The sequence below is a fragment of the Rhizobium sp. R711 genome, assembly GCF_002211365.1.
GTDB lineage: Bacteria > Pseudomonadota > Alphaproteobacteria > Rhizobiales > Rhizobiaceae > Rhizobium.
This window is the reverse complement of sequence record NZ_LOKZ01000023.1, coordinates 117977-143095: the sequence shown is the minus strand read 5'-3', so window position 1 is coordinate 143095 and position 25119 is coordinate 117977. Positions and strand designations below refer to the sequence as shown.

The window sequence follows — 25119 nt, the reverse complement described above, 5'->3', positions numbered from 1 at the left end:
ATGTCCGCCTTCGCGACCGAACGCCTTTGGCCCCTTTCCCCGTCCCGTCACGCCGCGACAGCCGCAGTACTTGCCGTTGCCTATCTCCTCGTGCCGTTCTTTGGTACCAGCTATCTCTTTGAGGCAATCCTGCTGCCGTTTCTCGCACTCAGCCTTGCCGGAATGGGCTTGAACCTTCTTACTGGCTATGCGGGCCAGGTTTCGTTGGGTTCGTCCGCCTTCATGGCCGTCGGTGCCTTTGCCGCCTACAATTTCAATCTTCGGATCGACGGCCTTGCGCTGATCGTCTCGACTGTGCTCGGCGGACTATCTGCTGCCGTCATAGGTGTCGTCTTCGGTCTGCCGAGCCTTCGCCTGCGCGGCTTCTACCTCGCTGTATCTACGCTCGCCGCGCAGTTCTTCGTCCAGTGGGTGCTCACGAAATTCAGCTGGTTCTCCAACAATTCCGCCTCGGGCGTGATCGATGCGCCGCCGCTGTCGCTCGCCGGCATTGCCTTCGAGGGGCCTGTCGGTCGCTATCTCTTCGCGCTGACGGTTGTGGCGGTCATCACCCTTCTCGCCTTTCGTCTTGTGTCGTCGCAGACCGGCCGAAATTTCATCGCCGTGCGTGACAACGAGACAGCTGCACGCATAATCGGGGTGCCTGTGCTCAAAACAAAATTGCTCGCCTTCGCGATCTCGTCCTTCATCATCGGGGTTGCCGGTGTGCTCTGGGCTTTCGCCTATCTGCGCACGGTCGAGCCAGCCGGCTTCAATCTCGATCGCTCGTTCCAGATCCTCTTCATCATCATCATCGGCGGGCTCGCGTCGATCCGAGGTGCCTTCTTCGGCGCCGCACTGATCGTCATTTTCCCGCTCGTTCTTTCCCGGCTCGGCGCCTTCCTCTTGGGGGATATCTTCGATTCCGGCGTCCTCGACATGACGCAGCGCATCGTCATCGGTGCCTTCATCATCCTCTTCCTGATCCTCGAGCCCGACGGCCTCGTATCGTTATGGGATCGCTTGAGGTTGCGCATTGCATCTGCCGTCAGGCAGGCGTGAGATACTCGAAGCCCAGCGCTTCCAACAACAAAAGCCATTGAAAATTTGAAACCAGAGCGGGTGGCCGAGCGCCAGCCAAAAGACGGAGTGTGTCCAGATATGACCATTTATACGAAGATCAGAGCAGCTGCTCTTGCCGCCGGCATCGGCCTCGCCGCCATCGCTTTCCAGGCACAGGCCGACGAGCAGCATTTCCCGCTGCAGAGCTACCGCGTCGGCCCCTATGCGGCCGGTGGAACCGGCTTTTTCGGCGGCTTCATCGACTATCTCAACCTCATCAACACCCGCGACGGCGGCGTCAACGGCGTCAAGCTGACCTGGTCGGAAGCCGAAACCCAGTACGAGGTCGAGCGCGGCGTCGAGGCTTATGAGCGCCTGAAAAGCAATCCGGGCATCGCTGCCTGGAATCCGCTATCGGTCGGCATCGCCTATGCCATGATCGACCGCATCACCCAGGACAAGGTGCCGCTGATTACGATCAATCACGGACGCACAGATTCCACAGACGGGCGCGTTTTCCCCTACGTTTTCCCGCTGCTGCTGAACCCTTACAGCGAGACCTCCGGTATCGTGAACTACATTGCCTCGAAAGAAGGCGGTCTCGAAGCACTCAAGGGCAAGAAGATCGTCGTACTCTATCATGGTTCGCCCTATGGCAAGGAGACGATCCCGATCTACGAACTTCTGGCCAAGAAGTACGGCTTCGAATTGCAGCAGATCGAAGTTCCTCATCCTGGTAACGAGCAGCAGTCGCAGTGGCTGACAATCCGCCGCGCCAAGCCGGATTACGTCGTGCTGCGCGGCTGGGGCGTGATGAACCCGGTCGCATTGAAGACCGCTGCCAAGACAGGTTTCCCGGTAGACCACATCATCGGCAACGTCTGGTCGAACTCGGAAGAGGACGTGATCCCGGCGGGTGACGCAGCCAAAGGCTATACGGCAATTACTACCCAGGCTTCGGGCGCCGAGTATCCGGTCGTCAAGGAGATCGTGAGAACCCTTTACGAGGCCGGGAAGGGCAATCTCGAAGACAGGAGCCGCATCGGCTCGGTCTATCATAACCTCGGCATCGTCAATGGCATCCTGAACGTCGAGGCAGTGCGCATCGCCCAGGAGAAGTTCGGAAAGCGCACCTTGACCGGTGACGAAGTGCGCTGGGGCTTCGAGCACCTGCAACTCGACCCGGCGCGTGTCGAGGCGCTCGGGGCCAAGGACCTCTTCCACTCTATCAACGTCACCTGGGACAATCACGAGGGCAATGGCTACGTGACCTTCCAGCAGTGGGACGGCAAGAAGTGGAAGGTGGTCTCCGATTGGATCGCGCCGGATTGGGCCCTGCTGCGTCCGATCATCGAGAAGTCATCCGAAGCTTATGCGGCGGAAAAGGGGATCAAGCTTCGCACGGCCGAGGATGCCGGTGTCGTAACAAACTGACAGCTGCAGCCGGGCATTGAGGGCCATTCCCGACCCGCCTGGTTTAAAAGCGCCCTTAAAGGAAACCGAGATGACCGAGGAAAGCAGGCTGCTCACCATGAACGGCCTCCATGCGACCTACAACCATTCGATTACGGCCTTGCACGGCGTCACCTTTTCGCTCGGGCGCGGAGAGGTCCTCGCCATTCTCGGCGCCAACGGCGCCGGCAAGACGACGACGCTGAAGGCGGTTTCGAACCTCCTGCCGGCCGAGCGTGGGCAGGTGCTGGCGGGCCGTATCCTGTTTGAAGGCCATGACGTGACGCGCGTGACACCAGCAAGCCTCGTTCGGCTCGGCCTGGTCCAGGTGCTGGAGGGACGCCATTGCTTCAAGACGCTTACAGTAGAAGAAAATCTTGTTTGCGGTGGCCTCGGTCGTTCCGCCTCGCGCGCCGAGATCGCCGCCGATCTTGAAAAGGTCTACGCCCATTTCCCTCGGCTTGTCGAAAAGCGCCGGGTACTTTCAGGCCTGACCTCGGGCGGCGAGCAGCAGATGACGGCGATCGGACGAGCGCTGATGTCACGCCCACGGCTGCTCGTCCTTGACGAGCCGTCCATGGGGCTCGCGCCGCTTGTCGTGGAGGATATTTTTCGCACGCTCAGACGCCTCAATCGAGAGGAGGGGCTCTCAATCCTCGTCGCCGAGCAGAACTCGGCAGTCGCGCTTCGTTATGCCGACAGGGCCGTCATCCTTGAGAACGGCGTCAGCGTGCTTTCAGGCAGTGCTGCAGAACTCAAGGCGCGGGACGACATCAAGGCCTTTTATCTGGGCCAGAAACCCGTCGCCGCCGCCCGTCTTGCCAATTGACCCAACCCAAAAAAGGAGACATGCCGTGACTGTTTCAAACGTCAATACAAGCAATGCCGCCGAGGCGGTTCCCGCAGTGCCGCGACCGAGCGACCCGGCGCACGTCATCAAGACCGATGCCGAGGCGATTGCTGTTGCCAGGCGGGTCGCATCCGAGATCGCGCCCGGCGCCGCGATCCGAGACCGCGACCGCATTTGGCCGGTAAAGGAACTTGATGCCTTCTCGCAAAGCGGTCTCTGGTCGATCAACGTGCCGAAGACGTTCGGTGGACCGGACGTCTCCTACGCGACGCTGGCCAAAGTAATCGAGATCGTTTCTGCGGCGGATTCCTCCATCGGTCAGATCGCGCAGAACCATCTCGGCGTCGTCGCTGCGATCCGCACCGTCTCCGATGAAGCGCAGCAAAAGCTGCTTTTTGCCGAGGTGCTGCGTGGTACACGTTTCGGCAATGCCTTCTCCGAATTCGGCTCCAAGCGTGCGGTGGATTTCGAAACCAAGTTTACGGACGCGGGCGACCACGTCGTCGTCAATGGACAGAAGTTCTACGCCTCTGGCGCGCTGCTTGCCCATCTCGTGCCCATCGTTGCGCTCGATGAGGAAGGCCGCGCCTGGTATGCAATTGCTGAGCGCAATGCGCCTGGTCTCACCGTTATTGACGACTGGTCCTCCTTCGGTCAGCGCACGACGCTTTCAGGCACGGTGATCCTCAACAATGTCAAGGTGCCAAAGACCCATCTGGTGCCAGGCTACAAGGGCTATGAGGTGCCGACGGCGGACGGTGCAATCTTCCAGATCATTCAGGTGGCTGTCGATACCGGCATTGCCCGCGCGGCAATCGACGAAACTGTGACCTTCGTGCGCACCAAGAGCCGCGCCTGGGTCGACAGTGGTCTCGAGCATGCCTGGGACGATCCTTACACGATCCAGGCCATCGGCGACCTGACGCTCCGTCTCCATGCGGCGCAGGCCCTTTTGGAAAAGGCTGGCCACGCTATCGACCGCGCCGTAGAAAAACCCAATGCCGAGACGGTCGCCGAAGCCCAGATTGTTACCGCCGAGGCAAAAATCCTATCGACGGAAATCGCCATCGCAGCGAGCAACAAGTTGTTCGAGCTAGCCGGCACCCGTTCCACACTGGCCGAACACCATCTCGACCGGCATTGGCGCAATGCGCGTACCCACACACTGCACGATCCCGTGCGGTGGAAATACGCCATCCTCGGCAAGTATTTCCTCAACGGTGAAAATCCACCTCTTCATGCTTGGAGCTGATTGGGAAGCGGTGCGTCAGAAATCTGGCGCACCGCTACTTTGGTTTTTTGAATTGTGGTGTTGGCCGTTGTCCAATCTTCCTGCGACACGAGCGTTCGGTGGGGCCGGCAACCGTTCCTGTTCAGTCGGGTTGTGGCTTCGAGGTCGTTTCGCCATCCAAAATCTCGCAAGCAAGCAGGATCGGATGGTCGAGATCGGGCACCGGTTGCTTGTTTAGCAGAATTGCCACAGCAACCGCGGCTATCTTTTGAATCGGTTGCTTAACTGTCGTCAGGCGCGGCGTCGTCATGTTGGAGAGGGGGATGCCGTCGAATCCCATGATCGAAAGCGCTGCCGGTACCGGAATTCCGAGATCGTGTGCCGCCCGCATGCAGCCGATTGCCTGCTGGTCCGAGCTTGCGAAGATCGCAGTCGGGCGTTCGTTGCGCGCACGGGCAAGAAGATAGTTTCCTGCGAGGCGGCCGCTCTCATAGTCAAAGGCCGCCTCGGCTATAAGGGATGGACTGGCCGCTTGCCTGTCACCGTGAATTTGCTCCATTGCGCCAAGGTAGCCCATAAGGCGGTCATTGGCCGGGACGGAATCTTTTGGACCTGAAATGAAGCCGATGCGGCGGTGACCAAGCTTCAGAAGGTGTTCAACACCCAGGCGCACGCCGTTGCGATGGTCAGCGGCTATGCCAGAATATCCTGGCATGAGACGGTCCACAACGATGATTGGCAATCCCTTCGGCGGCATGATCGTATGGAAATCGTTGCTGGGAACGAGGATTATGCCGTCCACCTTCCGGCTTGTCAGCTGTCCGATACGATCAGCCTCCTTTACCGCATTATCAAGGGATGTCATGACGATGATGTCATAGCCATGGTCTGCCGCCGCTTGTTCGGCGGACTGGACGAGCTCCGAGAAGAAGGGATTGGTCAGGTCAGGAATGATAATTCCTATGAGGCGGCTGACCTTGCTGCGCATGCTTCTGGCGGATGGATCGGGCAGGTAGTTCAGTTCTTCGATAGTGCTTCTGACGCGTGCTCTTAATTCATCCGTAACAGAGGGATGATCGTTCAAAACTCTTGAGACGGTTCCGGTAGAAACTCCGGCGAGCCTGGCAACGTCTCGAATTCCAACCTTTGGCATAGCAGAAACATACGTCCCTTCATCTTTGCCTTCGGGGACATCCAAAGGCGCCTGATCCGCGCTTTCAGCTAATGGTCTCCAACGCCTTAGTCAAAGGCTACATCGTAATTCTGACCGCTGGTCTGTCATAGCATCGCCATTGCGGATGTTCAATGGAAACGGTTCATATGCTCGGCGTCAACAAAGACGTGTTCGCGCTCGTTTCATGCCGATTTACGCCCACCCTTACGACTTGACAGTCTTCGATGGCGCTGTTACCCAATAATCGTTGGAAACGGTTCATCGTCGGCAACGTGGAGCTGAGCCTGATACCGTTCGGGAGGAAAGAAAATGTTCAATTCTATAAAGCGTGATTCCGTCTTGATCAGTGCGTCGCGTCGTGCGGCGGTAAAGCTTGGGCTTGCCGGCACGGTGATGCTGGCTTTGTCCTGTGGCGTGTCGCCCGCCTTTGCGACGAGCAAGCCCAAGGTCGGCTTGATCATGAAGTCCTTGTCTAACGAGTTCTTCAAGCAGATGAAGGCGGGAGCCGACAAATATGCGGCCGAAAACAAGAACAAGTTCGATTTCAAGGCCGTCGGCATGAAGGATGAACGCGACTTCGCCGCACAGGTCGACGCCGTCGAAAACTTCGTCACACAGAAATACGACATCATCGTCGTTGCGCCGGCCGATTCAAAGGCCATGGCCACTCCCCTTGCGAAAGCCGTAAAGGCCGGTGTCAAGGTTATCAACATCGACGTGCCGCTCGATGCCGATGCCAAGAAGGCAGCCGGTATCGACCTCGCCTTCTTCGGGCCTGACAATCGGGAAGGGGCAAAACTTGCGGGTGACGCGCTTGCCAAGGATCTGGGATCCGGCGCAAAGGTTGTCATCCTGGAGGGCAACCCCGAGGCCGACAACGCCAAGGAGCGCAAGGAAGGCTTCATGGCTGCCGTTAACGGCGGCAAGCTTCAGCTTCTCGACAGCAAGACCGCTCATTGGGAGACGGAAGAAGCCAATACCGTCATGACGAATTTCCTGACGAAATATAAGGACATTCAGGGTGTCATGGCAGCCAATGATTCCATGGCGCTGGGTGTCGTCAAGGCTCTCGATGCGACCGGCCAGAGCGGCAAGATCAAGGTTGTCGGCTTCGACAATATCCCGCCGGTTCAGCCGCTGATCAAGGATGGCAAGATGCTTGCGACCGTCGAGCAATACGGTGCGCAGATGGCGGTCATGGGCATCGACTATGGTCTGCGTGAGCTTGCCGGTGAAAAATTCACAGGCTGGGTGAAGACGGATGTCAAGCTCGTCACCGCCAAGGACCTCAAATAGCCGACTGTAAGGCTAAAAGAGAGGCGCCGGCTGAAGGCCGGCGCTCACCACAAACCGGTTTCCGTGTTGATCACGTCACCGAGGTCGCTTTCGAACCTCGGGATAGGTGCTGCGTGGAGGCCGGCCATCTCCCATTGAAATAGACCACACAAGAGGTGGACGTGTCAGACGTATCAGATGACGACATCCTGAAGCTGGAAGGGATCGGCAAGCGCTTCCCCGGTGTGGTGGCGCTCAGAGATGTTTCCATGCGCATCGGCCGCGGCAAGGGGCACATTCTTCTAGGCGAGAACGGTGCGGGAAAGTCGACCCTGATCAATCTCCTGGGCGGTGTCTTCAAGCCGGATGACGGCCACGTCCTGTTTGACGGCAAGCATTATGATCCCTCCTCGCCGTTGGAGGCATTCAAGGCAGGCATTCGTGTCATTCATCAGGAACTGCATCCCCTTTCCAATCTGACGGTGGCAGAAAACCTGCTTTTCGAGCATCTGCCGCGCCGATACGGGTTGGTGAACTATAAGCAGATGAACAAGAGGGCGGCCGAACTGTTGGAAGAGGTTGGCCTTGACGTGGCGCCGACGACGCCTGCCAATCGCCTCAGCGTCGCGCAGCTTCAGTTGATCGAGATAGCCAAGGCGCTCTGCTACGAAAGCAAGCTTCTGGTTCTTGACGAACCGACCGCAACCCTGACCTCCAAGGAGGTCGATCGCCTCTTTGAAATCTTGAAGCGGCTGAAGAGGCGTGGCGTTACCACGCTCTACATTTCTCATCGGCTGGAGGAGATATTCGAAGTCGGTGACGATGTGACGGTGCTGCGCGACGGCCAGCATGTGATCACTCGCCCGCTCTCGGGATTGACCATACCCGATATCGTCGAACTGATGGTCGGGCGCAAGCTTTCGGATCACGGCGTCTTTTACAGCGACAGCGTCGTGTCCGGGGAGGCGCTCGGTATTTCCGGGTTGAAGGTGACGCACAACAGCCCGGAACTGTCATTTTCGGTGGCAAAGGGAGAAATCGTCGGCATTGCAGGCCTTGTCGGCAGTGGTCGCACAGAGGCAGTGCGCGCCATATTCGGCGCCGACGCCAAGGCTGCCGGCGAAATTCGCTTGAATGGCGAACCGATAAAGATCAACTCGCCAAGGGATGCCGTTGCTGCGGGGCTGTGCCTTGCAACCGAAGACCGCAAGATGCAGGGCTTGATGCTCGATATGAGCTGCGCTGAAAACGCCACCATAACGGATCTCGGCAAGATCTCCCGCAACGGTTTGCTCGCCCGAAGGGTGGAGGATGACCAAGCGAAGCGCCTCGTGCGTGAGCTGCGCATAAAGACACCCTCCGTCCACCAGGCCGTCAGAACGTTTTCCGGCGGCAATCAGCAAAAGGTCGTCATAGCGAAATGGCTCTTCCGCGGCCCGAAGGTCTTGATTTTCGATGAGCCGACCCGTGGAATCGACGTGGGTGCCAAAGCCGAGATCTACGAGCTTTTGTGGAAATTCGCATCCGAAGGAAAAGGTGTTCTGGTCGTGTCTTCGGATTTGCCCGAGCTGATCGGCATTTGCCATCGCATCATCGTTTTCTCCGATGGCAAGATCGCCGGCGAAATACCTCGAGAGCAATTTGACGAGAGCAGGATCCTTTCGCTCGCTTATAAGGAGTATAGCCGTGTCCGCCAGCATTGAAAAACAGACCGATGCGAAAGAAACCAGCTTGTTTGACAAGCTCATTCGGATCTCGATGAAGGAAGCGGGCGTCGCCATCGCGCTCGTCCTCATTCTGGTGTTTTTCTCGGCGACAGCGCCTTATTTCGCAACGCCAGAGAACTTTCTGAAGATCTTCGTGCAGATCGCAATCAACACCGTGCTTGCTTCGGGCATGACTTTCGTCATTCTTACCGGCGGCATTGATCTTTCGGTCGGGTCGCTGCTTGCGCTTTGCACGGTCATCGGCGCAACGATCATGATCAATCCCCAGTTCTCTCCTTGGCAGGCAATCGTTCTCGCATCTCTTGCGTCGATGGGCACCGGCGCAGTCCTTGGCGCCATCAACGGATGGATATGCGAGAAGTGGAAGCTTCCTTCCTTCATCGTCACTCTCGGCATGCTGAACGTCGCAAGCGGACTGGCGCGTGTGGTCAGCGACAATTCCACGATTACCGGCCTGCCTCAGCCGTTCGTTGACTTCGGGAACCTGATTTTCTGGGGCATTTTTCCCTCGATCTTCCTGATTGCGATCGTCGTCGTCCTTATCGGCTGGTTTGTACTGCGCTACACCGTGTTCGGGCGCTTCGTCTTTGCGATCGGCACCAATGAGGAGGCAGTCCGCTTGTCGGGCCACGAGCCTAAAAGATACAAGATGGCCGTATTTACGATCTCCGGGCTGACCGCAGGCGTTGCGGCCATGGTCTATTTGCTCCGCCTCAATGTCGGCAGTCCGGTTGCCGGTATTGGTTACGAACTGAATGCCATTGCTGCAGTCATTATCGGGGGGACCAGTTTGGCGGGCGGAAAGGGCTCGATCATCGGCACGCTGGTGGGTGCATGCATTCTGCAGGTTCTGTCAACGGGATTGCAGCTTTTGGGGGCGGACGACAACATCAAACCGATCGTCATCGGTGCCGTTATCGTGTTGGCGGTTATCCTGGATAGCTATCGCGGCCGATTGATGCGGATACTGGAAACGCGATGATCGCTCGCGACGCTCGAGATCCAATCTGGTAGGGCACTTTGGCTTCTCCTTGTCCCCAAGGCCAGGAGAACTGCGCTTAAGAACGGCCGGTCGGGGCGCCTCAGCAGCGGATCTCCGACCAGCTGGACGCACCAGGGGCTGGTTGCCCCAATTCAGCGACCCTCGGCTGCCAATGCTAGAAGTCATCGATCATGCCTTGGTCCGTCTTAGGAGTGGCCACGACGACAGCAACGGGATCCCCTCACGACAAATGACGACCTCGTCGTTTCGGGCAACGATCCGATTCACGTATCGTCGGTCCCACACAGGAACCACGATGCCGGCCTAGCGAGTTTAGGGAGTTCGAGGTCCGCAGTCGCAGCACATGCCGTCGAAGGCTCCGAGGGGCCTTTGAACCCATGCCGGATTGAGACCTGATCCGCTGCGAATCGACCAGAAACGATGGAATGGTAAAGGGCGACAAGCGCCGCGGCCCTTCTGGTCGACGATCCGAGCCGCGCTTGTGTAATGGCAGGAAAGCCGCCAATCCCGAGCGATGATCGTCGCCGTTCGGAGGCGATCCTCTTCTGAGATAGGCCTTCACGACACGTGACGACTGCACATATTTCTGGTTTGGCGGGAGCGGGATGGCTCCGTCCTACTCTCCATGGAGAGGGGCGAGACGCTTGACTTGATTGGCTGCTGCCTGAAGAAGTCGCTCCGACATATCCGCATCCGTCATATCCGGGCGAGTGTCACGGCTCCGACCATAAGCGACAGAACCACCATGGCCTTCTCGTCGGCTTCTGGCTCGCCTTTCTCCGGCATCAATTCCTCCAACACCTGCAGGTGAGCCTTGATGCCATCCTGAAAAGGCGTTCGAACCACATGGCCTTGGCGAGCAGCGTCCGAGCCCAGCGCGACAAGAGGGCATCCATCCCCGGTCTCTTCGCGGTGGCCGGCAGAGAGGTGGAGATCGACGACCGCGCGAAGCGGTTCGGAGCTGGAGGCTGCCACGGAGTTCCATCTGCGGATTGCATTCTCCATGGCGCGTCTTGAGGCAAGCGCTGCTAGGTCATCCTTGGATTCAAATTGCTTATAAAAGCCGCCTTGAGTAAGGCCTGCCCCTTTCATCAGATCCTTGAGACCGATGCCATCAAATCCGTGCTCGCGGAAGAGCCTGCTCGCCGCATTGATCACGGCTTCCCGGTTGGCCCCGGCCTGGGCCCGACTGGCTCTCATTTCGGCCTCTTTTAGATTTCATTTGACATCTATATGCATTTTAGAGTTAGATTGAAATCTATTCCGAATACCTCGACCGTCAAGAAGGGTCAGCATATGAAAAAGAACTTTCTCCTCTCCTCAGCGGCTCTGCTGGCCGGTGCCGGCATTGCGGCAGCCGCTTTCGTATTTTGGCCCACAGAGAAGATTTCGGCCGCAGCTGATCCTCGAAGCGCCGTTCCGCTCGTGAGCATCGTTCAGGCTAAGACCCCCGATGCCGTTTCCCGGAGCTTTACCGGAACCATCGCGGCGCGCGTTCAGAGTGACCTCGGCTTCCGCGTCCCCGGCAAGATCGTTGAACGGCTGGTGAATCTCGGCGACCAAGTGCGTGCAGGACAGCCATTAATGCGGATCGACGAAACGGATCTTCGCCTGGCTCTAACAGCCAAACGCAACGCCGTGGCAGCAGCCCAGGCCGTCTTCGTTCAGGCTCAAGCCGATGAAAAGCGATTTGCCGCTCTGGTTAAAAACCTGGCAACGTCCACTCAACAGTACGAAAAGGCCAAAGCCGCGCTGGACACCGCCACCGCGCAACTTGCATCTGCTCAAGCAGAGGCGAGAGTTGCTGAAAACGAGGCAACATACACCCTGCTCTTGGCAGATGCTGATGGCACCATCGTTGAGACGCTGAGCGAACCTGGCCAGGTTGTTGCTGCTGGCCAGACGGTCATCAGGCTTGCGAAGGCGGGACCGCGTGAAGCCCTGGTCTGGATGCCGGAAAACCTTAGGCCGGAAATCGGGGCGGAAGCCCAAGCCGTCATCTACGGCCGTGATGCGGAAAATAAGGCGGTGCTTCGCCAGCTCTCCGCAGCAGCGGATCCTCAAACACGCACATATGAGACGCGCTGGGTATTGGAGGGAACGGCTGCTGCCGCGCCGTTGGGCGCGACCGTCACGATCAAAATACCGAACAAGGACGCCCGTTCGCATTCCGAGGTACCGGTGGGGGCTCTTATAGACGACGGCAGCCGTACGGGCGTCTGGGTCTTCGACGAGAAATCGTCGAGCGTTCACTTCCGGGAAGTGAAAGTCGAACAACTCGGCGAAGAAGAGGCGATCGTTTCAAGCGTCACGGCAGGCGAGCCCGTCGTCGCTCTTGGAGCCCATCTGCTGCAGGACGGCGCGAGCGTACGCAGCAAGGCAGAACAGGCAGAGGCGGCAAACTGATGACCTTCAATCTATCCGCACTCGCGGTTCGCGAGAGAGCTGTTACCCTGTTCTTCATCATCCTTTTGGCCGCGGCCGGCGTCTACGCATTCGTCAAGCTCGGACGCGCGGAGGACCCGTCGTTTACCATCAAGACGATGACTGTCACGGCTGTATGGCCGGGCGCAACAGCGCGCGAAATGCAGGACCTTGTCGCCGAACCACTTGAAAAACGCATTCAGGAGCTCACCTGGTACGACCGGGTGGAGACGACGACCCGCCCCGGCTACGCATTTTTGACGGTAACGCTTAAAGACAGCACACCGGCTAACGCAGTCGAGGAAGAATTTTACCAAGCACGCAAGAAACTCGGCGATGAGGCAAGAAACCTGCCGCCCGGTGTCTTCGGACCCTTCGTCAACGATGAGTATTCGGACGTAAGCTTTGCCCTCTATGCGCTGAAAGCCAAGGGCATGCCGATGCGTGATCTTGTTCGTCAGGCGGAAACAATCCGGCAGGATCTTCTGCATGTGCCCGGCGTGAAGAAGATCAACATCCTCGGCGAGCGCCCCGAACAGATCTTTGTCGAATTCTCCTTTGCCAAGCTTGCTACGCTTGGCATATCAGCGCAGGACATCGCCTCTGCCCTGCAAAATCAGAACAACGTCACACCAGCCGGCTCGATAGATACACGCGGCCCGCAGGTCTATATCCGCTTCAACGGCGCCTACAACAATATCCAGGCAATTGCTGACACGCCGATCGTGGCAGGTGGCCGCACGCTGAAGCTCTCCGATTTCGCGGACATTCGCCGCGGCTACGAAGATCCTGCCACCTACATGATCCGTCATGAGGGCGAGCCTGCGATCATGCTTGCCGCGGTGATGCAGTCGGGCTGGAACGGCCTTGAGCTCGGCAAGGCGCTCGAAGAGAGATCCGCCGCGATCGCCCAGTCGCTGCCTCTCGGCATGACGCTGGCGAAAGTTAGCGATCAGGCTGTCAACATCCAGGAAGCCGTCGGCGAGTTCATGCTGAAATTCGCCATGGCGCTTGGTGTCGTCTTGTTCGTCAGCCTTGTCAGCCTTGGTTGGCGTGTCGGCATTGTGGTGGCCCTGGCGGTTCCGCTGACGCTTGCCGTCGTGTTCCTCATCATGCTGGAGACGGGGCGCTTCTTCGATCGCATCACGCTCGGGGCTCTCATTCTCGCGCTCGGACTTTTGGTCGACGATGCCATCATCGCCATCGAGGTGATGGTGGTGAAGATGGAAGACGGGATGGATCGCATCAAGGCGGCGGCTTATGCCTGGAGCCATACGGCCGCGCCGATGCTCTCCGGCACGCTCGTGACGATCATCGGACTGATGCCGGTCGGCTTTGCGAGGTCAACGGCTGGCGAATACGCAGGCAATATCTTCTGGGTCGTGGGGTTTGCACTGATCGTCTCGTGGATCATTGCAGTGGTGTTCACGCCGTATCTCGGTGTGAAGATGCTTCCCGACATCAAACCGGTCGGCGGCGGTCACGAGGCAATTTATGGAACCCCGAACTATCAGCGCCTGCGCGGAGTCATCAAGTTTGCCGTGCGTCACAAGTTCATGACCTGCGCCGTGGTCGTCATCGCAATGGGTGTTTCCGTCGTGGGGATGGGCAGAGTGAAGCAGCAGTTCTTCCCGACATCGGACCGCCCCGAAGTTCTGGTCGAGGTGCGACTACCGGAAGGCACGAGCATCGAAACGACCACATCGACGGTTGCAAAGCTCGAAGGCTGGCTGCAGGCGCAGCCCGAGTCGGAGATCGTCACTAGCTATATCGGCCAAGGCGCGCCGCGCTTCTTCTTTGCGATGGCGCCTGAGCTGCCGGATCCATCTTTTGCCAAGATCGTGGCATTAACCGCCGATGCCGAGGCCCGTGAAGCGCTCAAGCATCGCCTGCGCGCCGCCATTGCTGAGGGTCTTGCTCCGGAAGCGTCCGTGCGTGTCACCCAACTTGTGTTTGGTCCCTATACGCCGTTCCCCGTTGAGTTTCGAATCATGGGACCTGACCCGCAAAAGCTCTATCAGATCTCGCAAGAAGCCCTCTCGATCATGAAAACCGTACCGGACGTTCGCCAGGCCAACCGCGACTGGGGCAACCGAACACCCGTGGTCCGCTTCATCCCGGACCAGGAGAGGCTTAAACTCATAGGCCTTTCGCCGGCACAGGCAGCTCAACAGTTGCAGCTTCTGCTGACCGGCGTTCCGATCACCCAGGTCCGTGAAAACATTCGCAACGTCCCGGTGGTTGCGCGCAGCGGCGGCGAAAACCGTCTGGATCCCTCGAGACTGGCGGACTTTTCGCTGATCAGCAGGGACGGAAGGGCAATCCCGCTTGATCAGATCGGTCATTCCGAAGTCAGCTTCGAAGAGCCGATCATGAAGCGCCGTGATCGGACGCCGGTCATCACTATCCGTTCGGATATCAACGAGGCGACGCAGCCGCCTGAAGTCTCGCAAGCTGTCATGAAGGCGCTGCAGCCATTGATCGCTTCGCTTCCGGTCGGCTACCGAATCGAAATGGGAGGCAACATTGAGGAGTCGCTCAAGGCAAACGTCGCACTCGTCAAAATCTTTCCGATCATGATTGCGGCGATGCTGATCGTTATCGTCCTCCAGGTTCGCAGCCTGTCGACCATGATGATGGTCATGCTGACTGCGCCACTTGGCCTCGCCGGCGTGGTGCCGACATTGCTCCTCTTCAACCAGCCTTTCGGCTTCAACGCCATTCTGGGACTGATTGGCCTCGCCGGTATCCTTATGCGAAACACTCTCATTCTGACCGAGCAGATCAAAGAAAACCAAAGAGCCGGCCTTGATGATTATCACGCTGTCATCGAAGCGACCGTGCAACGAACACGACCGGTAATCTTGACGGCGTTGGCAGCTGTTCTTGCCTTCATTCCATTGACCCACTCGGTCTTCTGGGGGTCGATGGCTTACACGCTGATTGGTGGCACGGCTGTCGGCACGGTGATGATCCTGCTCTTCCTTCCAGCGCTCTACGCCGCCTGGTTCCGCATCAAGCCGACAGAAGACAGACAACACGAGGATCAAAAGGCAGACCATTCAAAACCGCCATTGCGTTTGGCTGCCGAGTGATTCCTTCACACAAGGGAGGGAGGCATTCGATGCCTTCCCCCGATTCAGTGAACTGCAAACGAGTGGAAATGGCGGACAATAGTACAAGAGCTGAGGTTCGTGAAAGGATCCTGGATGTCGCGGAGAAACATGTCCGCCACGTCGGCCACCAGAAGACGAACGTGGCTGACATCGCCAACGAGCTCGGCATGAGCCGGGCGAGTGTCTACCGTTTTTTCCCCACAAGGGCGGCCATCGACCATAGCCTCTATGCGCGGTTTGCTGAACAGGCGCTCGAGGCCATCCGTGACATCGCGCGAAGCACTGCACCGGCTCGGGTCAAGCTCGTCGCGATCTTAGAGACCCTTCATCATCGTACCCGACGGCAGCTGGCGGAGGAGAGAAATATCCATGCCTTGTTCGTTGCCGCTGCCGGCGAGAATTGGAGGGTCACGCGCTCCTATCTTGAGCACCTCAGGGCTGATCTCGAGGCCGTCATTTGTGATGGCCAAAAGGCATCAGAGATTCCTGCGACAGATCCATCAAAAACTGCGCAAAGCATCATCACGGCGATGACCCCTTTCCTCCACCCGGTCCTTGTCGAGCAACGGGTTTTCGACGGTGGAGATATCGACGCGGATCTGGATCTTCACGTGCGTTTTATTATGCGGGCGCTCGAGGTGCTGGAGGAATAACCGAAGCGACCTGGCTCGACGCGGATCGGTTCCAATGAAGAGCGGTGATGCTGGTGGGCATGCGCGAGCGCATCGCACATGCTGGCTTGCCGGCAAAGGAGTCATGTCTCGTATTCCGCTCCTTCTGAAACGTATCATGATTGATGAAGCATTCCGGCTTGGCGCGTGGGCCGTTCGCGTCTCTCGCCGAGGAGTTTGCGCCGTTCGGGTGGGCTCGCAGACGGCGAAGTCGGTACTGTAATTGCGCGGCAAGCGCCGGATCTTTTTCGCTGGTTGTGCAGGAGCGTCGCGGAGCATCCTCTTAAGGCAGGCTTTCGATTGTTTACGGGCGTGACAAGGAGCGGACGACTCAACTCTGCAAGCGAGGGCAGAGCCAGCAGTGACCTTGAGAGCATGGGATATTGCCCATGGCCTGCCGTGGTATTTAGGGGCGTGAAGAGACCGCAGCTGCACCATGCGGTGTTCAAAATAATCCTCTAGTGGAAAAAATCCTTGATTTTTATTACGGTCGACATCTAAATGTCATTTAGATGTCGATCTAAATCTTATGGAGCATATATGGCTGAAAATAGAGTTGTCGTTATCACCGGAGCATCCTCTGGCATAGGACAAGCCACGGCGCGTCTTCTTGCGCAAAACGGCTTCCAGGTCTTTGGAGGCGTACGCAACCTGGACCGTGCAAGCGCAATTGCTGGCGTTCGCTTTGGGACTGTCGATGTAACCGACGAAACATCCGTTTCGAACTTCGTCGAATGGGTTTTGTCCGAAGCAGGGAGAATTGATATTCTGATCAATAATGCCGGCGTTTCATTGGTTGGTCCTGTCGAGAACACGTCGACGTCGGAAGCCCACAAAGTCTTCGATACCAACGTGTTCGGCCCTTTGCGCATGATGCGTGCTGCTTTGCCCTCGATGCGCGCTGCCCGCGGTGGGCTTATTATCAATATAAGCTCGGTCCTGGGCTTCTTGCCTGCACCATTTATGGGAATTTACGCCAGCAGCAAGCACGCGCTCGAGGGGCTGTCGGAGTCCCTGGATCATGAGATTCGTGAGTTCAACGTGCGTGTAGTCCTGCTGGAACCTACTTTCACGAACACGAAGCTCGATGTAAATGCGGCACATACCGAGGCGCCTTTAGGGGTCTATGAAGCCCAAGTACATGCGACCATTGAAGCGGTTGTGGATCAGATCAAGCGGGCGCCGTCAGCGCAGGCAGTCGCGGACAAGATCCTCGCTACGATCAATGGTTCGTATCGCATGCGTCAGCCGGCCGGCGGCAACGCTGCGCTTCTAAGCCGGTTGCGCAGATTCATGCCGGCAAAGGCAGTCGACAGCAGCCTGCGGAAAACATTCGGCTTCGGCAAGCGGAGACTATCCTAGTGCCGGTATAACGACGCGGAGGAGGGCCTTGCCCCCACGTTTTTCTCCTCTGCCTTGGCCGCCCATTCAATTCCATGGGATGGGCGGCAGCCCCAACGTATGTTCCATAAACCAATGCTATGACCATGCAAGTCTCTTCGCGGGTCGCCCGTTCATATCCCTTCAACGCATGGAGGGCTGACGACCTGTGGCGCCGAGCAGCACTACCCGCGATCAAAGCTGTGTAAGCCTTTGCTTTCGGTGACCCGAGCGATCGAGATCATGGTGGATGAGAAGCCTGAAGCGTGGAAGAGCTTACAGTCGCACTCAGAAAGTTCGCTCACCGGCGCTGACGGCCCGAAACCGTCGTTCGTCTTACTCCTTTCCTTCAAGAAGCTTGCTGACGACGCCCAACCCAGAGTTCAACGCGAGTGTAGTTGGAGCTCCGATACAAAGCCTTATTCCGCCTTCCTCGGACGCGGGGGCGTTAACGTCGACAGCGGTGGTGTGACAATGATCCCATTCGCAAGTGCCTCGGTCTCGAAACGCACAGCGTCGCCGCGTTGCATCGGAAGCCACACATGATATCCGCTATAGTCCGACAGGAGGATTGCGGAACCAAGGGCCGGACAGGCCAGGGCATATCCCCGAAGCGCTTCCTGTTGGACTGCTTTATTGATGGTTTCGGCCATCCCATCAAGGAGCCATTGCTCCAGGACCGCGCAAGTAAACGGCGAAATCATCAGCGCCGTCGACGCCAGAACGTTTTCGACTGCGGTGTGATGGGCATTGGGAACGATCAGTTCCCCAATACGCAAGGCAGGATTCACGGTTTTCGATACGCTGTTGACGTACAGCGTTCATTCGGGGGCGAGCAAAGCCAAGGGCGACAGCAACGCCTTCGGGCCAAGCCTGTAAACGTCGTCCTCGACGATGGTGATGTCGCGTCGCCGACAAATCTTGGCACCGCGACAAACTCATAGTACTCGTAGTGGGGTTTTGGATCGTCGGCGTCACGTAAATCGCCTTTCGACCGATCGGCGACAGCGAAGCAGCCTCGTCGAGTGCGGAGGCGAAAAGGCCTTCATGATCCATTGCGACCCCGATCAGCCGACATAGCCCATTGACGATGAAATTGAATAGATTGCGTCGGTGTAGTCGCGGCTCGGTCTTGGCATTGTCTTTTCTGGCAATGCCGGAGGCGACGCTTCTTTTGATGGATTGGACAATTTCGGTCTTGCTAATTCAGAGCTCTTTCCAGCTCCTGGTCATGCAAGCTGATCAGCTTCAGCAGGACGACAACATCCTGACTTCATCTCATTTGTCCTTCGATCATCGGCGTCAGTTGCATCATGGCCTTCAATCTGCCGCCGCTTGAAATGAGGCTCGGCGCTCATCCTGTTCGCCTGCTTCGTCTTCCCCAACATGCCGGTCGGCGTGCGCGGTGGTATTGCGGCGATCGGTCAGCTCGACAAGAGCCTGGACGAGCCTCGCTGACGCTCCGCGCCAACAGCTTCCGCACAATCCGCAAGGTCATTCTACCGCTCCGTCATCTTCCTCGTCAGCGCGCAATACAACATGGCGACCTCCTACATCGTCGGCCTCGTCGAGAATGGCGAATATGGCGTGGCGAACGCCAATTCCTCGATGCTGATCGTCGTGATGATCATCGTCATCGCCGGCTTCCAACTCATTGTGGGCGAGCGCCGTCTGCGCCGTGAAAACCGCGTTGCCGGCCTTGCTGCCTCCGCTTCGTCTCGTCAGGAGAAAGTCGCATGATCAACCAGAAAGCCGGTTCCGTCAGAACGTGCGCAGGACGTTCGGCGGCTTCACTGCCATCCCAGAGCTATCGCTGAGCATCGAGTTCGGCACGCTCCTCACCCTGCTCGGCCCTTCGGGTTGCGGCAAGACAACGACGCTGCGCATGCTGGCCGGCCTCGAACATCCTTCGGCCGGAAAAGTCCTCATCGGCGGCAAGGATGTCACGATGCTGCCGGCCAATGAGCGCGATGTCTCGATGGTGTTCCAGTCTTATGCGCTGTTTCCACATGTGAATGCCCGCGACAACGTCGCCTATGGCCTGGAATCTTCCGGCCTCAGTCGAAGGGACGCGCGGGACAAGCGGATGAGGGGCTGGCGCTCGTCGGCCTTGTCGGTGTGGGCAATCGCCTTCCCGCCGAACTCTCCGGCGGCCAGCAGCAGCGCGTTGCTGTTGCCCGCGCACTGGTGCTGGAGCCGCAGGTGCTGCTGCTCGATGAGCCGCTCTCCAATCTGGATGCGCGCTTGCGCCGCAAGGCTCACACGGACATCCGCTGAGCTTCAGCAGCGTTCTGGCTTCACCGTCGTTTATGTCACGCACGACCAGGATGAGGCTCTGGCGGTGTCCGACCGCATCATCGTCGTGAAGGATGGCGAGATCGCCCGGTCGGCACACCACGTGAGCTTTACGAAGAGCCGGTGTCCTCCTTCATCGCCGACTTCATGGGGGAAGCCAATGTCATCCCCTGCGAGGTGATCCGCATCGACGATGGCGAGGCCGTCATCCGCGTAGCCGGTCTGAACCATCGCCTGAAAGGGCGCGTGGCAAAACCGGGCCTGGCGAAACTTGCTGCTAGGCCTAGTTCGATCATCATAAAGGGCACTGCGCTATCTCGGCGGACATATGGAATATGAGGTTGAAACTGACGTTGGAACGCTCTTGGTCATCGATAACACCGTAGAGAGGGATCCTTCGCCGGCGAGCAATGTCACACTCGGGTTCGAGAGCCGTGATATTGCGCTGATCAATGCCTGAAACTTGCGAAGTTCAATTAAGGAATAGTAGTATGATCGTACATGATACAGACCTGGAGCAGCGTTTCGCTCTCGCAAAATCTCTCGCTGAGAAAGCGGGTGCGCTTGCGCTTGACTATTTCAACAAGCGGGACACTCTCGTGATCGAGACAAAACGCGATCTTCAGGATGTCGTGTCGATAGCGGATCGGAACGTTGAGACTTTCCTGCGCGAACAGGTTGCCGCCGCAATTCCCGATGACGGGTTTCTCGGTGAAGAGTATGGCCACCAAAGCGGAAACTCGGGCTACACTTGGGTGGTCGATCCGATCGACGGGACCGCGCCTTTCGTCAACGGCATGCCGACCTGGTGCGTTTCGATCGCTGTCCTGCGTGGCGGCATTCCCGTCATCGGCGTGATCCAGGTGCCATGCGCCAATGAGCTCTATGCTGCCGCTCTGGGCCTTGGCGCGAGCTTGAACGCAGAGATGCTGTCCCTTGATCCGTCCCGCACGATACAGAATGCGATGACTGGTATCGGCTGCAACACGCATGTGGCCCCGGAGCGTGTCGGCTCCATCATAACGGCCTTGCTCAGCACTGGCGGCACATTTATCCGAAACGGCTCCGGCGCGCTCATGCTTGCCTATGTGGCAGCAGGCCGACTGGTCGGCTATTACGAACCGCATATGCGGGCCTGGGACTGCATGGCGGGCTACTGCCTGGTCAAAGAAGCCGGAGGTGAATATCTGCCGTTTTCGACTGAGGGGGAAGATTTGCTGAAGGGGCAGCCTGTTTTGGCCAGCAACGTTTCGGCCTATTCTGAGTTGTTGAAGATCCACTATATAACGGCGGCAATCGATCCGGATGGTGAGAGGGCGGATGGTTAGCCTTGCCCGTGTCCGGTTGCTGGTTGCCCGCGAAAGATTGTAATCATGTGTCATGAACGTGCTCTCAGGGAGGGGAAGCGGGCGTGCCGGTTTTTTTGGAGTCTTCATACGATGTGACCGAACAAATCTCAGCCGTTGCTCCGGCCGCTCGCCACCGACCCGTTTTCCCGTCGTTCCGTCAACAATACGGCGCTCTCTGCTTCCGCTACACCGAGGTTGAAGGCGGGATCCAAGTCCTGGTGATCGCTTCGCGGGGAAAGTGCGCGCCGAGTCATTCCGCAGGGATGGGCGATGAAAGGTAAAAAGCCCTTCGAAGCCGCGGCGATCGAAGTCTGGGAGGAAGCAGGCGTTCGCGGAGCGGAACGGAAGAAACCGGTCGGCCGCTGTACCTACCTGAAAGAATTCGCCGACGACGAAGCCGCCCCTGCATCGTTGACATGTTTCAGGTCGAAGTCACCGAGGTTGGTGACGCCTTCAAGGAGCAGGGCCAGCGTATTCTCGAATGGGTCGGCCCTGATGGGGCGGCGCGACTCATTTGCGAGGTCGACTAGAATGGCTTGGTGGACTTCAAGGTCCGCGGCCGCAAGAAGGACGATTTTGGCTGACAAAGCCTGTTGATCATATTCCGGGCATCTGATTGTCGAGAGTTCGGTCGTCATGGAAGCTCGATTGGATCTCGCCTAGATCGCGACCGTTGGCAAGCTGGCGAATGCCAGGCCGCCATCGCCTCCGATAGGTCATTAATTCAGCCCGAACCCTGATGAAAAGCTGGCGGCTCAAGGGTTCGTCGTGCGGATAGATATGGATCGATAGTACTGCCCCCCGGCTCTCATCAGTCCCCGGGTTGAGGCGTCGTCGGCGTCCAGCATCATGACAAATGCTTCCAATCGCATGGGTATACCAGCGTAAACAAGTCGTCGCAGCCAGGCGCCCTTGGCGTTTGCGCATAAGAGATCATGCCAGCAGGGCCGACCGTGAAGACGGTGATTCCACCGTGGCTTCAGGCACATATGCACCATCTTAAATCTTGACAACTTTTATCATGTTATTTAGCGGTTTGTGCCGATGGTCGCAGCTCGCGAGCTCAGGCGTCGATTGGTTAGGGGATTTTGCATGAAGTCTATATTAGGGTGCACAGCAGTCATGACCGCTGTGGCAAACGGTGCCGCGTACGGGCAGAGTGCCACCGAGTTGGCACCAATCATGATAACCGCGGAAGACGCTACTTCCACGATCGGAAACCTCCCGGGCGACTACGCAGGCGGCCAGGTCGCAAAGGGCGCACGCTTGGGGGCTCTGGGAAACCGGGATTTGATGGAGATCCCTTTTAATGTGACTGCATATACATCCCAGACAATCGAAGATCAGGATGCCCAGACCGTCGGCGAGGTGATGGACAACGATCCATCTGTCAGAAATACTCACTCCTCGGGTGGGATGCTGGATTCCTTCTACATCAGAGGCTTTCCGGTCGGTGAAGGAAACGCCGGCGAAATCGCATTTGACGGGATTTATGGGATCGCTCCCACCTACCGCGTTTTTACCGAGTATGCAGAGCGGGTCGAGGTGCTCAAGGGACCGACAGCTTTCCTGTACGGAATCTCTCCTAACAGCGCCGTTGGCGGCACCATCAACATCGTTCCGAAGCGTGCGCTCGACGAGGATCTTACGCGGCTGACAACCGACTACGCGTCCGACCTGCAGGGCGGTGTTCATGTCGATGTATCGCGCCGCTTCGGCGATGAACGGCAATTTGGCATTCGTTTGAACGGTAGCGCCCACGGTGGTGACACGCCGATAGACGATCAGACACGAGACTTTTATGTCGGAGCCATGGCTCTTGATTATCAAGGAGAAGATCTTCGGGCCACACTCGACGTGATCGGACAGCGCGAAACTTTCGACGCGCCACAGCGTCCCTTCTTCCAGACGAGCGGCTTGGTCGTGCCGAGGGCACCCGACGGGTCGCTCAACGTCCAGGAACCGTGGGAGTGGTCAAAGAGCGCGGACCGTTCGGTTTTGGGCCGGGTGGAATATGATCTGACCGACGATATTACCTGGTTTGGCGCCGCCGGCGGCGGCAATTCTCACGTGCATCGCCTTTTTGGTCTGCCCACCATCCTCAACCCGGATGGCGACGTCAGCATCACGCCGCAAAATGCGGTTTTCGACGTCGACAGACTTACGGCGGAAACGGGTATCCGCGCCAAGTTCGACACTGGGCCGGTCTCCCACACGATGACCCTGCAGACGAGTTATCTCCACCAGAGCCTCGATCGCGCGATCATTTCAGGCACCGCTCAGTTGAGCAACATGTACGACCCTATCCGTCGCATCGAGCAGTTCGTCGCTGATCCCAGTTCAGTGCCAAAAGTCTCGGAAGCCAGACTGTCTGGTGCAGGCTTGTCCGACACCTTGTCGATGCTGGACGATCGGGTGCAGCTCACTCTTGGCGGTCGCTTCCAGCAGATCGACTCAAGGAACTTCAATGCAACGACGGGTGCTGTCTCGTCGTCCTCGGACGAGGACGCCATCACGCCGCTTGTTGGCCTCGTTGTCCGCCCCTTTGATGAGGTTTCCTTCTATGCCAACTACGCGCAAGGCCTGAGCATCGGCGATACGGCTCCCGCCACGGCCATCAATGCCGGGCAAACACTCCCTCCTTATAAAACGACCCAGTACGAGATCGGCACCAAAATCGACCTCGGCCAGATTGCCATGACTGTCAGCGCATTCCAGATCGAGAAGGCCTTCGGCCAGTTGGAGCCAACGGGCAGCGGCCAGGTCTTCACCGCTGGTGGGCAACAGCGCAATCGTGGCGTTGAGTTCAACGTGTTTGGCGAGGTCACGGATGATCTGCGCTTGCTTGGCGGCTTGATGCTGATGGATGGCGAATTGACAAATACATCGAGCGCCGCGACCCGAGGCAAGCGCCCTATTGGCGTGCCCAAGATCCAGGCGAACATCGGGGCGGAATGGGATACGTCTTTGCTCGACGGCCTGACGCTGACCGCCAATGTCGTTCACACCGGCGAGCAGTATATCAACGCGACGAACACCTTGAAGATTCCTTCCTGGACGCGGCTTGACCTGGGCGCCCGCTACAAGACGGAGATCGAAAACAGGCCCGTCACGTTCAGGGCCGCCGTCGAAAACGTCTTCGATAAGGATTACTGGTCGGGGGTCGCAAGCTTCAGCACAGTTGCCCAGGGTGCGCCGCGGACCTTCAAGGTATCGATGACCACCGATTTTTAAGGCGGTCGGACGCTCTCACTGAAGGCCAAACCTCACATTGCATCATCGACGATCAGATGAAGTTTGCCTTGAGACCATATCTCGAGACAGTTTTTTACTCGAAAAGCCGTCTCGAGATTTGCGGGCGTCAAGCCTTCGGTGGGCTGGCCGAACGCATGCAGCGTTCCATACGCAAGAACAGGGATCTGTCGGGGATTTCGTCTCCCACTTCAGGTCATGGACGGCGATGACGAATAGTCCCTGTTGCTTTGCCAGCGACCCGACACGCCCCATGGCGTCGACGATGGAGATCAAGCGCACTCGTCTACTCGTCGAGAAGAGGTACTGTGGGAGCGCGGACGATGCATTGAGCAAGCGCAACGAGCTAGCTGACCGCCTCCATTTCCGAAACATGGTCGGGGGCGAGATCTGCGATTTGCAAAACGGCCATGCCTGCTCGACCTCATGAAGGTCTGCATTAGCCAGCTTCAGCCACTGGTCTGCTTAAGCGTCGAGAGCCTGGTTTCGAAGACGGTCAAAGCAGCGCGGCATATATCCGATCGCAGTTTCGCAAGAATCGACGCCCGCCAGCTCCTCCGTGCCAGAAAATATGCCGGCTATGCGGCGCAGAGGTGTTGACTTGCCAGCCGCGACGGCGTCGAGCGGCGCGATGATTTCTCTTCCGCCGCATGGGGGCTACGAGCGTTTTGCAGTCGCAGCGACGAACCGGGATTCCGAAGGAGGTCGCGCTGGCCTCTCCGAGCCTAAGCGCCGTCAACTGCGAGCGTCGATAGACGAAGATCGGAATCGTGAGAACCAGGACAGCGACTGTCACCGCAAACCTCGGCCGGGTTGCTTTGGTCAGACTGCCCATATTCGCCGGCGACCGGAAGCGAGAGCGAGCGCCGCGCCGAAGCT

The 25119-nt window shown here is 58.1% G+C and carries 16 protein-coding genes and 5 pseudogenes; 16 read left to right on the top strand and 5 right to left on the bottom strand.

Going from position 1 to position 25119, the window contains the following annotated elements; translation table 11 throughout:
* The 4 genes from ATY80_RS18885 to ATY80_RS18870 all read left to right on the top strand — a co-directional run bounded on the left by ATY80_RS18885 (position 1) and on the right by ATY80_RS18870 (position 4595).
* Positions 1-1041, top strand: coding sequence for a branched-chain amino acid ABC transporter permease (locus ATY80_RS18885; RefSeq protein WP_088693868.1), 1041 nt, complete (start codon positions 1-3; stop codon positions 1039-1041).
* A 99-nt stretch (positions 1042-1140) separates the two neighbouring features.
* On the top strand, positions 1141-2475 hold the full coding sequence (locus ATY80_RS18880) for an ABC transporter substrate-binding protein (protein WP_088693867.1): 1335 nt from the start codon (positions 1141-1143) through the stop codon (positions 2473-2475).
* Between the two features lie 70 nt (positions 2476-2545).
* Positions 2546-3322 (top strand): ABC transporter ATP-binding protein, encoded by a 777-nt coding sequence (locus ATY80_RS18875; protein ID WP_088693866.1) that lies wholly within the window; start codon positions 2546-2548, stop codon positions 3320-3322.
* Between the two features lie 25 nt (positions 3323-3347).
* A complete protein-coding gene (locus ATY80_RS18870) occupies positions 3348-4595 on the top strand; it encodes an SfnB family sulfur acquisition oxidoreductase (RefSeq protein ID WP_088693865.1) in 1248 nt (415 codons plus the stop codon).
* A 121-nt stretch (positions 4596-4716) separates the two neighbouring features.
* On the opposite strand, the gene ATY80_RS18865 is transcribed toward ATY80_RS18870, so the two are convergent.
* Complete coding sequence (locus ATY80_RS18865) at positions 4717-5727, bottom strand: LacI family DNA-binding transcriptional regulator (RefSeq protein ID WP_088693864.1); 1011 nt, start codon at positions 5725-5727, stop codon at positions 4717-4719.
* Between the two features lie 330 nt (positions 5728-6057).
* Between ATY80_RS18865 and ATY80_RS18860 the strand changes: the two genes are divergently transcribed.
* The 3 genes from ATY80_RS18860 to ATY80_RS18850 all read left to right on the top strand — a co-directional run bounded on the left by ATY80_RS18860 (position 6058) and on the right by ATY80_RS18850 (position 9732).
* A complete protein-coding gene (locus ATY80_RS18860) occupies positions 6058-7044 on the top strand; it encodes a sugar ABC transporter substrate-binding protein (protein WP_088693863.1) in 987 nt (328 codons plus the stop codon).
* Between the two features lie 161 nt (positions 7045-7205).
* Entirely contained in the window at positions 7206-8726 is a 1521-nt protein-coding gene (locus tag ATY80_RS18855) for a sugar ABC transporter ATP-binding protein (RefSeq protein WP_088694076.1), read from the top strand.
* The gene (locus tag ATY80_RS18850; protein ID WP_088693862.1) at positions 8710-9732 is read left to right on the top strand and encodes an ABC transporter permease; all 1023 of its coding nucleotides are present in this window, start codon (positions 8710-8712) and stop codon (positions 9730-9732) included. Before ATY80_RS18855 ends, ATY80_RS18850 begins: the two co-directional genes overlap by 17 nt.
* Positions 9733-10085: 353 nt before the next feature.
* Here the strand turns inward: ATY80_RS18850 and ATY80_RS30160 are convergent.
* Both ATY80_RS30160 and ATY80_RS18845 read right to left on the bottom strand, forming a co-directional pair.
* Positions 10086-10299 (bottom strand): annotated as a pseudogene (locus tag ATY80_RS30160) (beta-ketoacyl-[acyl-carrier-protein] synthase II); the annotation flags it as partial.
* A 70-nt stretch (positions 10300-10369) separates the two neighbouring features.
* Positions 10370-10953: pseudogene (locus ATY80_RS18845) on the bottom strand (TetR/AcrR family transcriptional regulator).
* Positions 10954-11049: 96 nt separating this feature from the next.
* Between ATY80_RS18845 and ATY80_RS18840 the strand changes: the two are divergent.
* The 4 genes from ATY80_RS18840 (at position 11050) to ATY80_RS18825 (ending at position 17326) form a co-directional block, all read left to right on the top strand.
* The gene (locus ATY80_RS18840; protein ID WP_088693861.1) at positions 11050-12159 is read left to right on the top strand and encodes an efflux RND transporter periplasmic adaptor subunit; all 1110 of its coding nucleotides are present in this window, start codon (positions 11050-11052) and stop codon (positions 12157-12159) included.
* Positions 12159-15272: an efflux RND transporter permease subunit gene (locus ATY80_RS18835; protein ID WP_088693860.1), complete on the top strand. Its 3114-nt coding sequence runs from the start codon at positions 12159-12161 to the stop codon at positions 15270-15272. The genes ATY80_RS18840 and ATY80_RS18835 overlap by 1 nt, the downstream gene beginning before the upstream one ends.
* Positions 15273-15301: 29 nt before the next feature.
* A complete protein-coding gene (locus ATY80_RS18830) occupies positions 15302-15946 on the top strand; it encodes a TetR/AcrR family transcriptional regulator (protein ID WP_088693859.1) in 645 nt (214 codons plus the stop codon).
* A 558-nt stretch (positions 15947-16504) separates the two neighbouring features.
* Positions 16505-17326, top strand: coding sequence for an oxidoreductase (locus ATY80_RS18825; RefSeq protein WP_088693858.1), 822 nt, complete (start codon positions 16505-16507; stop codon positions 17324-17326).
* A gap of 437 nt (positions 17327-17763) precedes the next feature.
* Here ATY80_RS18825 and ATY80_RS29040 read toward each other — a convergent pair whose 3' ends face one another.
* Positions 17764-18123, bottom strand: coding sequence for a hypothetical protein (locus tag ATY80_RS29040; protein WP_189637208.1), 360 nt, complete (start codon positions 18121-18123; stop codon positions 17764-17766).
* Positions 18124-18633: 510 nt separating this feature from the next.
* Between ATY80_RS29040 and ATY80_RS18810 the strand changes: the two are divergent.
* The 5 genes and pseudogenes from ATY80_RS18810 to ATY80_RS18790 all read left to right on the top strand — a co-directional run.
* Positions 18634-19084: pseudogene (locus tag ATY80_RS18810) on the top strand (iron ABC transporter permease); the annotation flags it as partial.
* Positions 19047-20099 (top strand): annotated as a pseudogene (locus ATY80_RS18805) (ABC transporter ATP-binding protein). The pseudogenes ATY80_RS18810 and ATY80_RS18805, both read left to right, overlap by 38 nt.
* Before the next feature lie 31 nt (positions 20100-20130).
* Positions 20131-20967, top strand: a complete 837-nt coding sequence (locus tag ATY80_RS18800) for an inositol monophosphatase family protein (RefSeq protein WP_088693856.1) — start codon at positions 20131-20133, stop codon at positions 20965-20967.
* Positions 20968-21102: 135 nt separating this feature from the next.
* A pseudogene (locus tag ATY80_RS18795) lies at positions 21103-21518 on the top strand (NUDIX hydrolase).
* A gap of 562 nt (positions 21519-22080) precedes the next feature.
* On the top strand, positions 22081-24222 hold the full coding sequence (locus ATY80_RS18790; RefSeq protein WP_088693855.1) for a TonB-dependent siderophore receptor: 2142 nt from the start codon (positions 22081-22083) through the stop codon (positions 24220-24222).
* 514 nt (positions 24223-24736) lie between these two features.
* Here the strand turns inward: ATY80_RS18790 and ATY80_RS29700 are convergent.
* Complete coding sequence (locus tag ATY80_RS29700; protein WP_245306875.1) at positions 24737-25075, bottom strand: iron chelate uptake ABC transporter family permease subunit; 339 nt, start codon at positions 25073-25075, stop codon at positions 24737-24739.
* Positions 25076-25119: the final 44 nt, after the last annotated feature.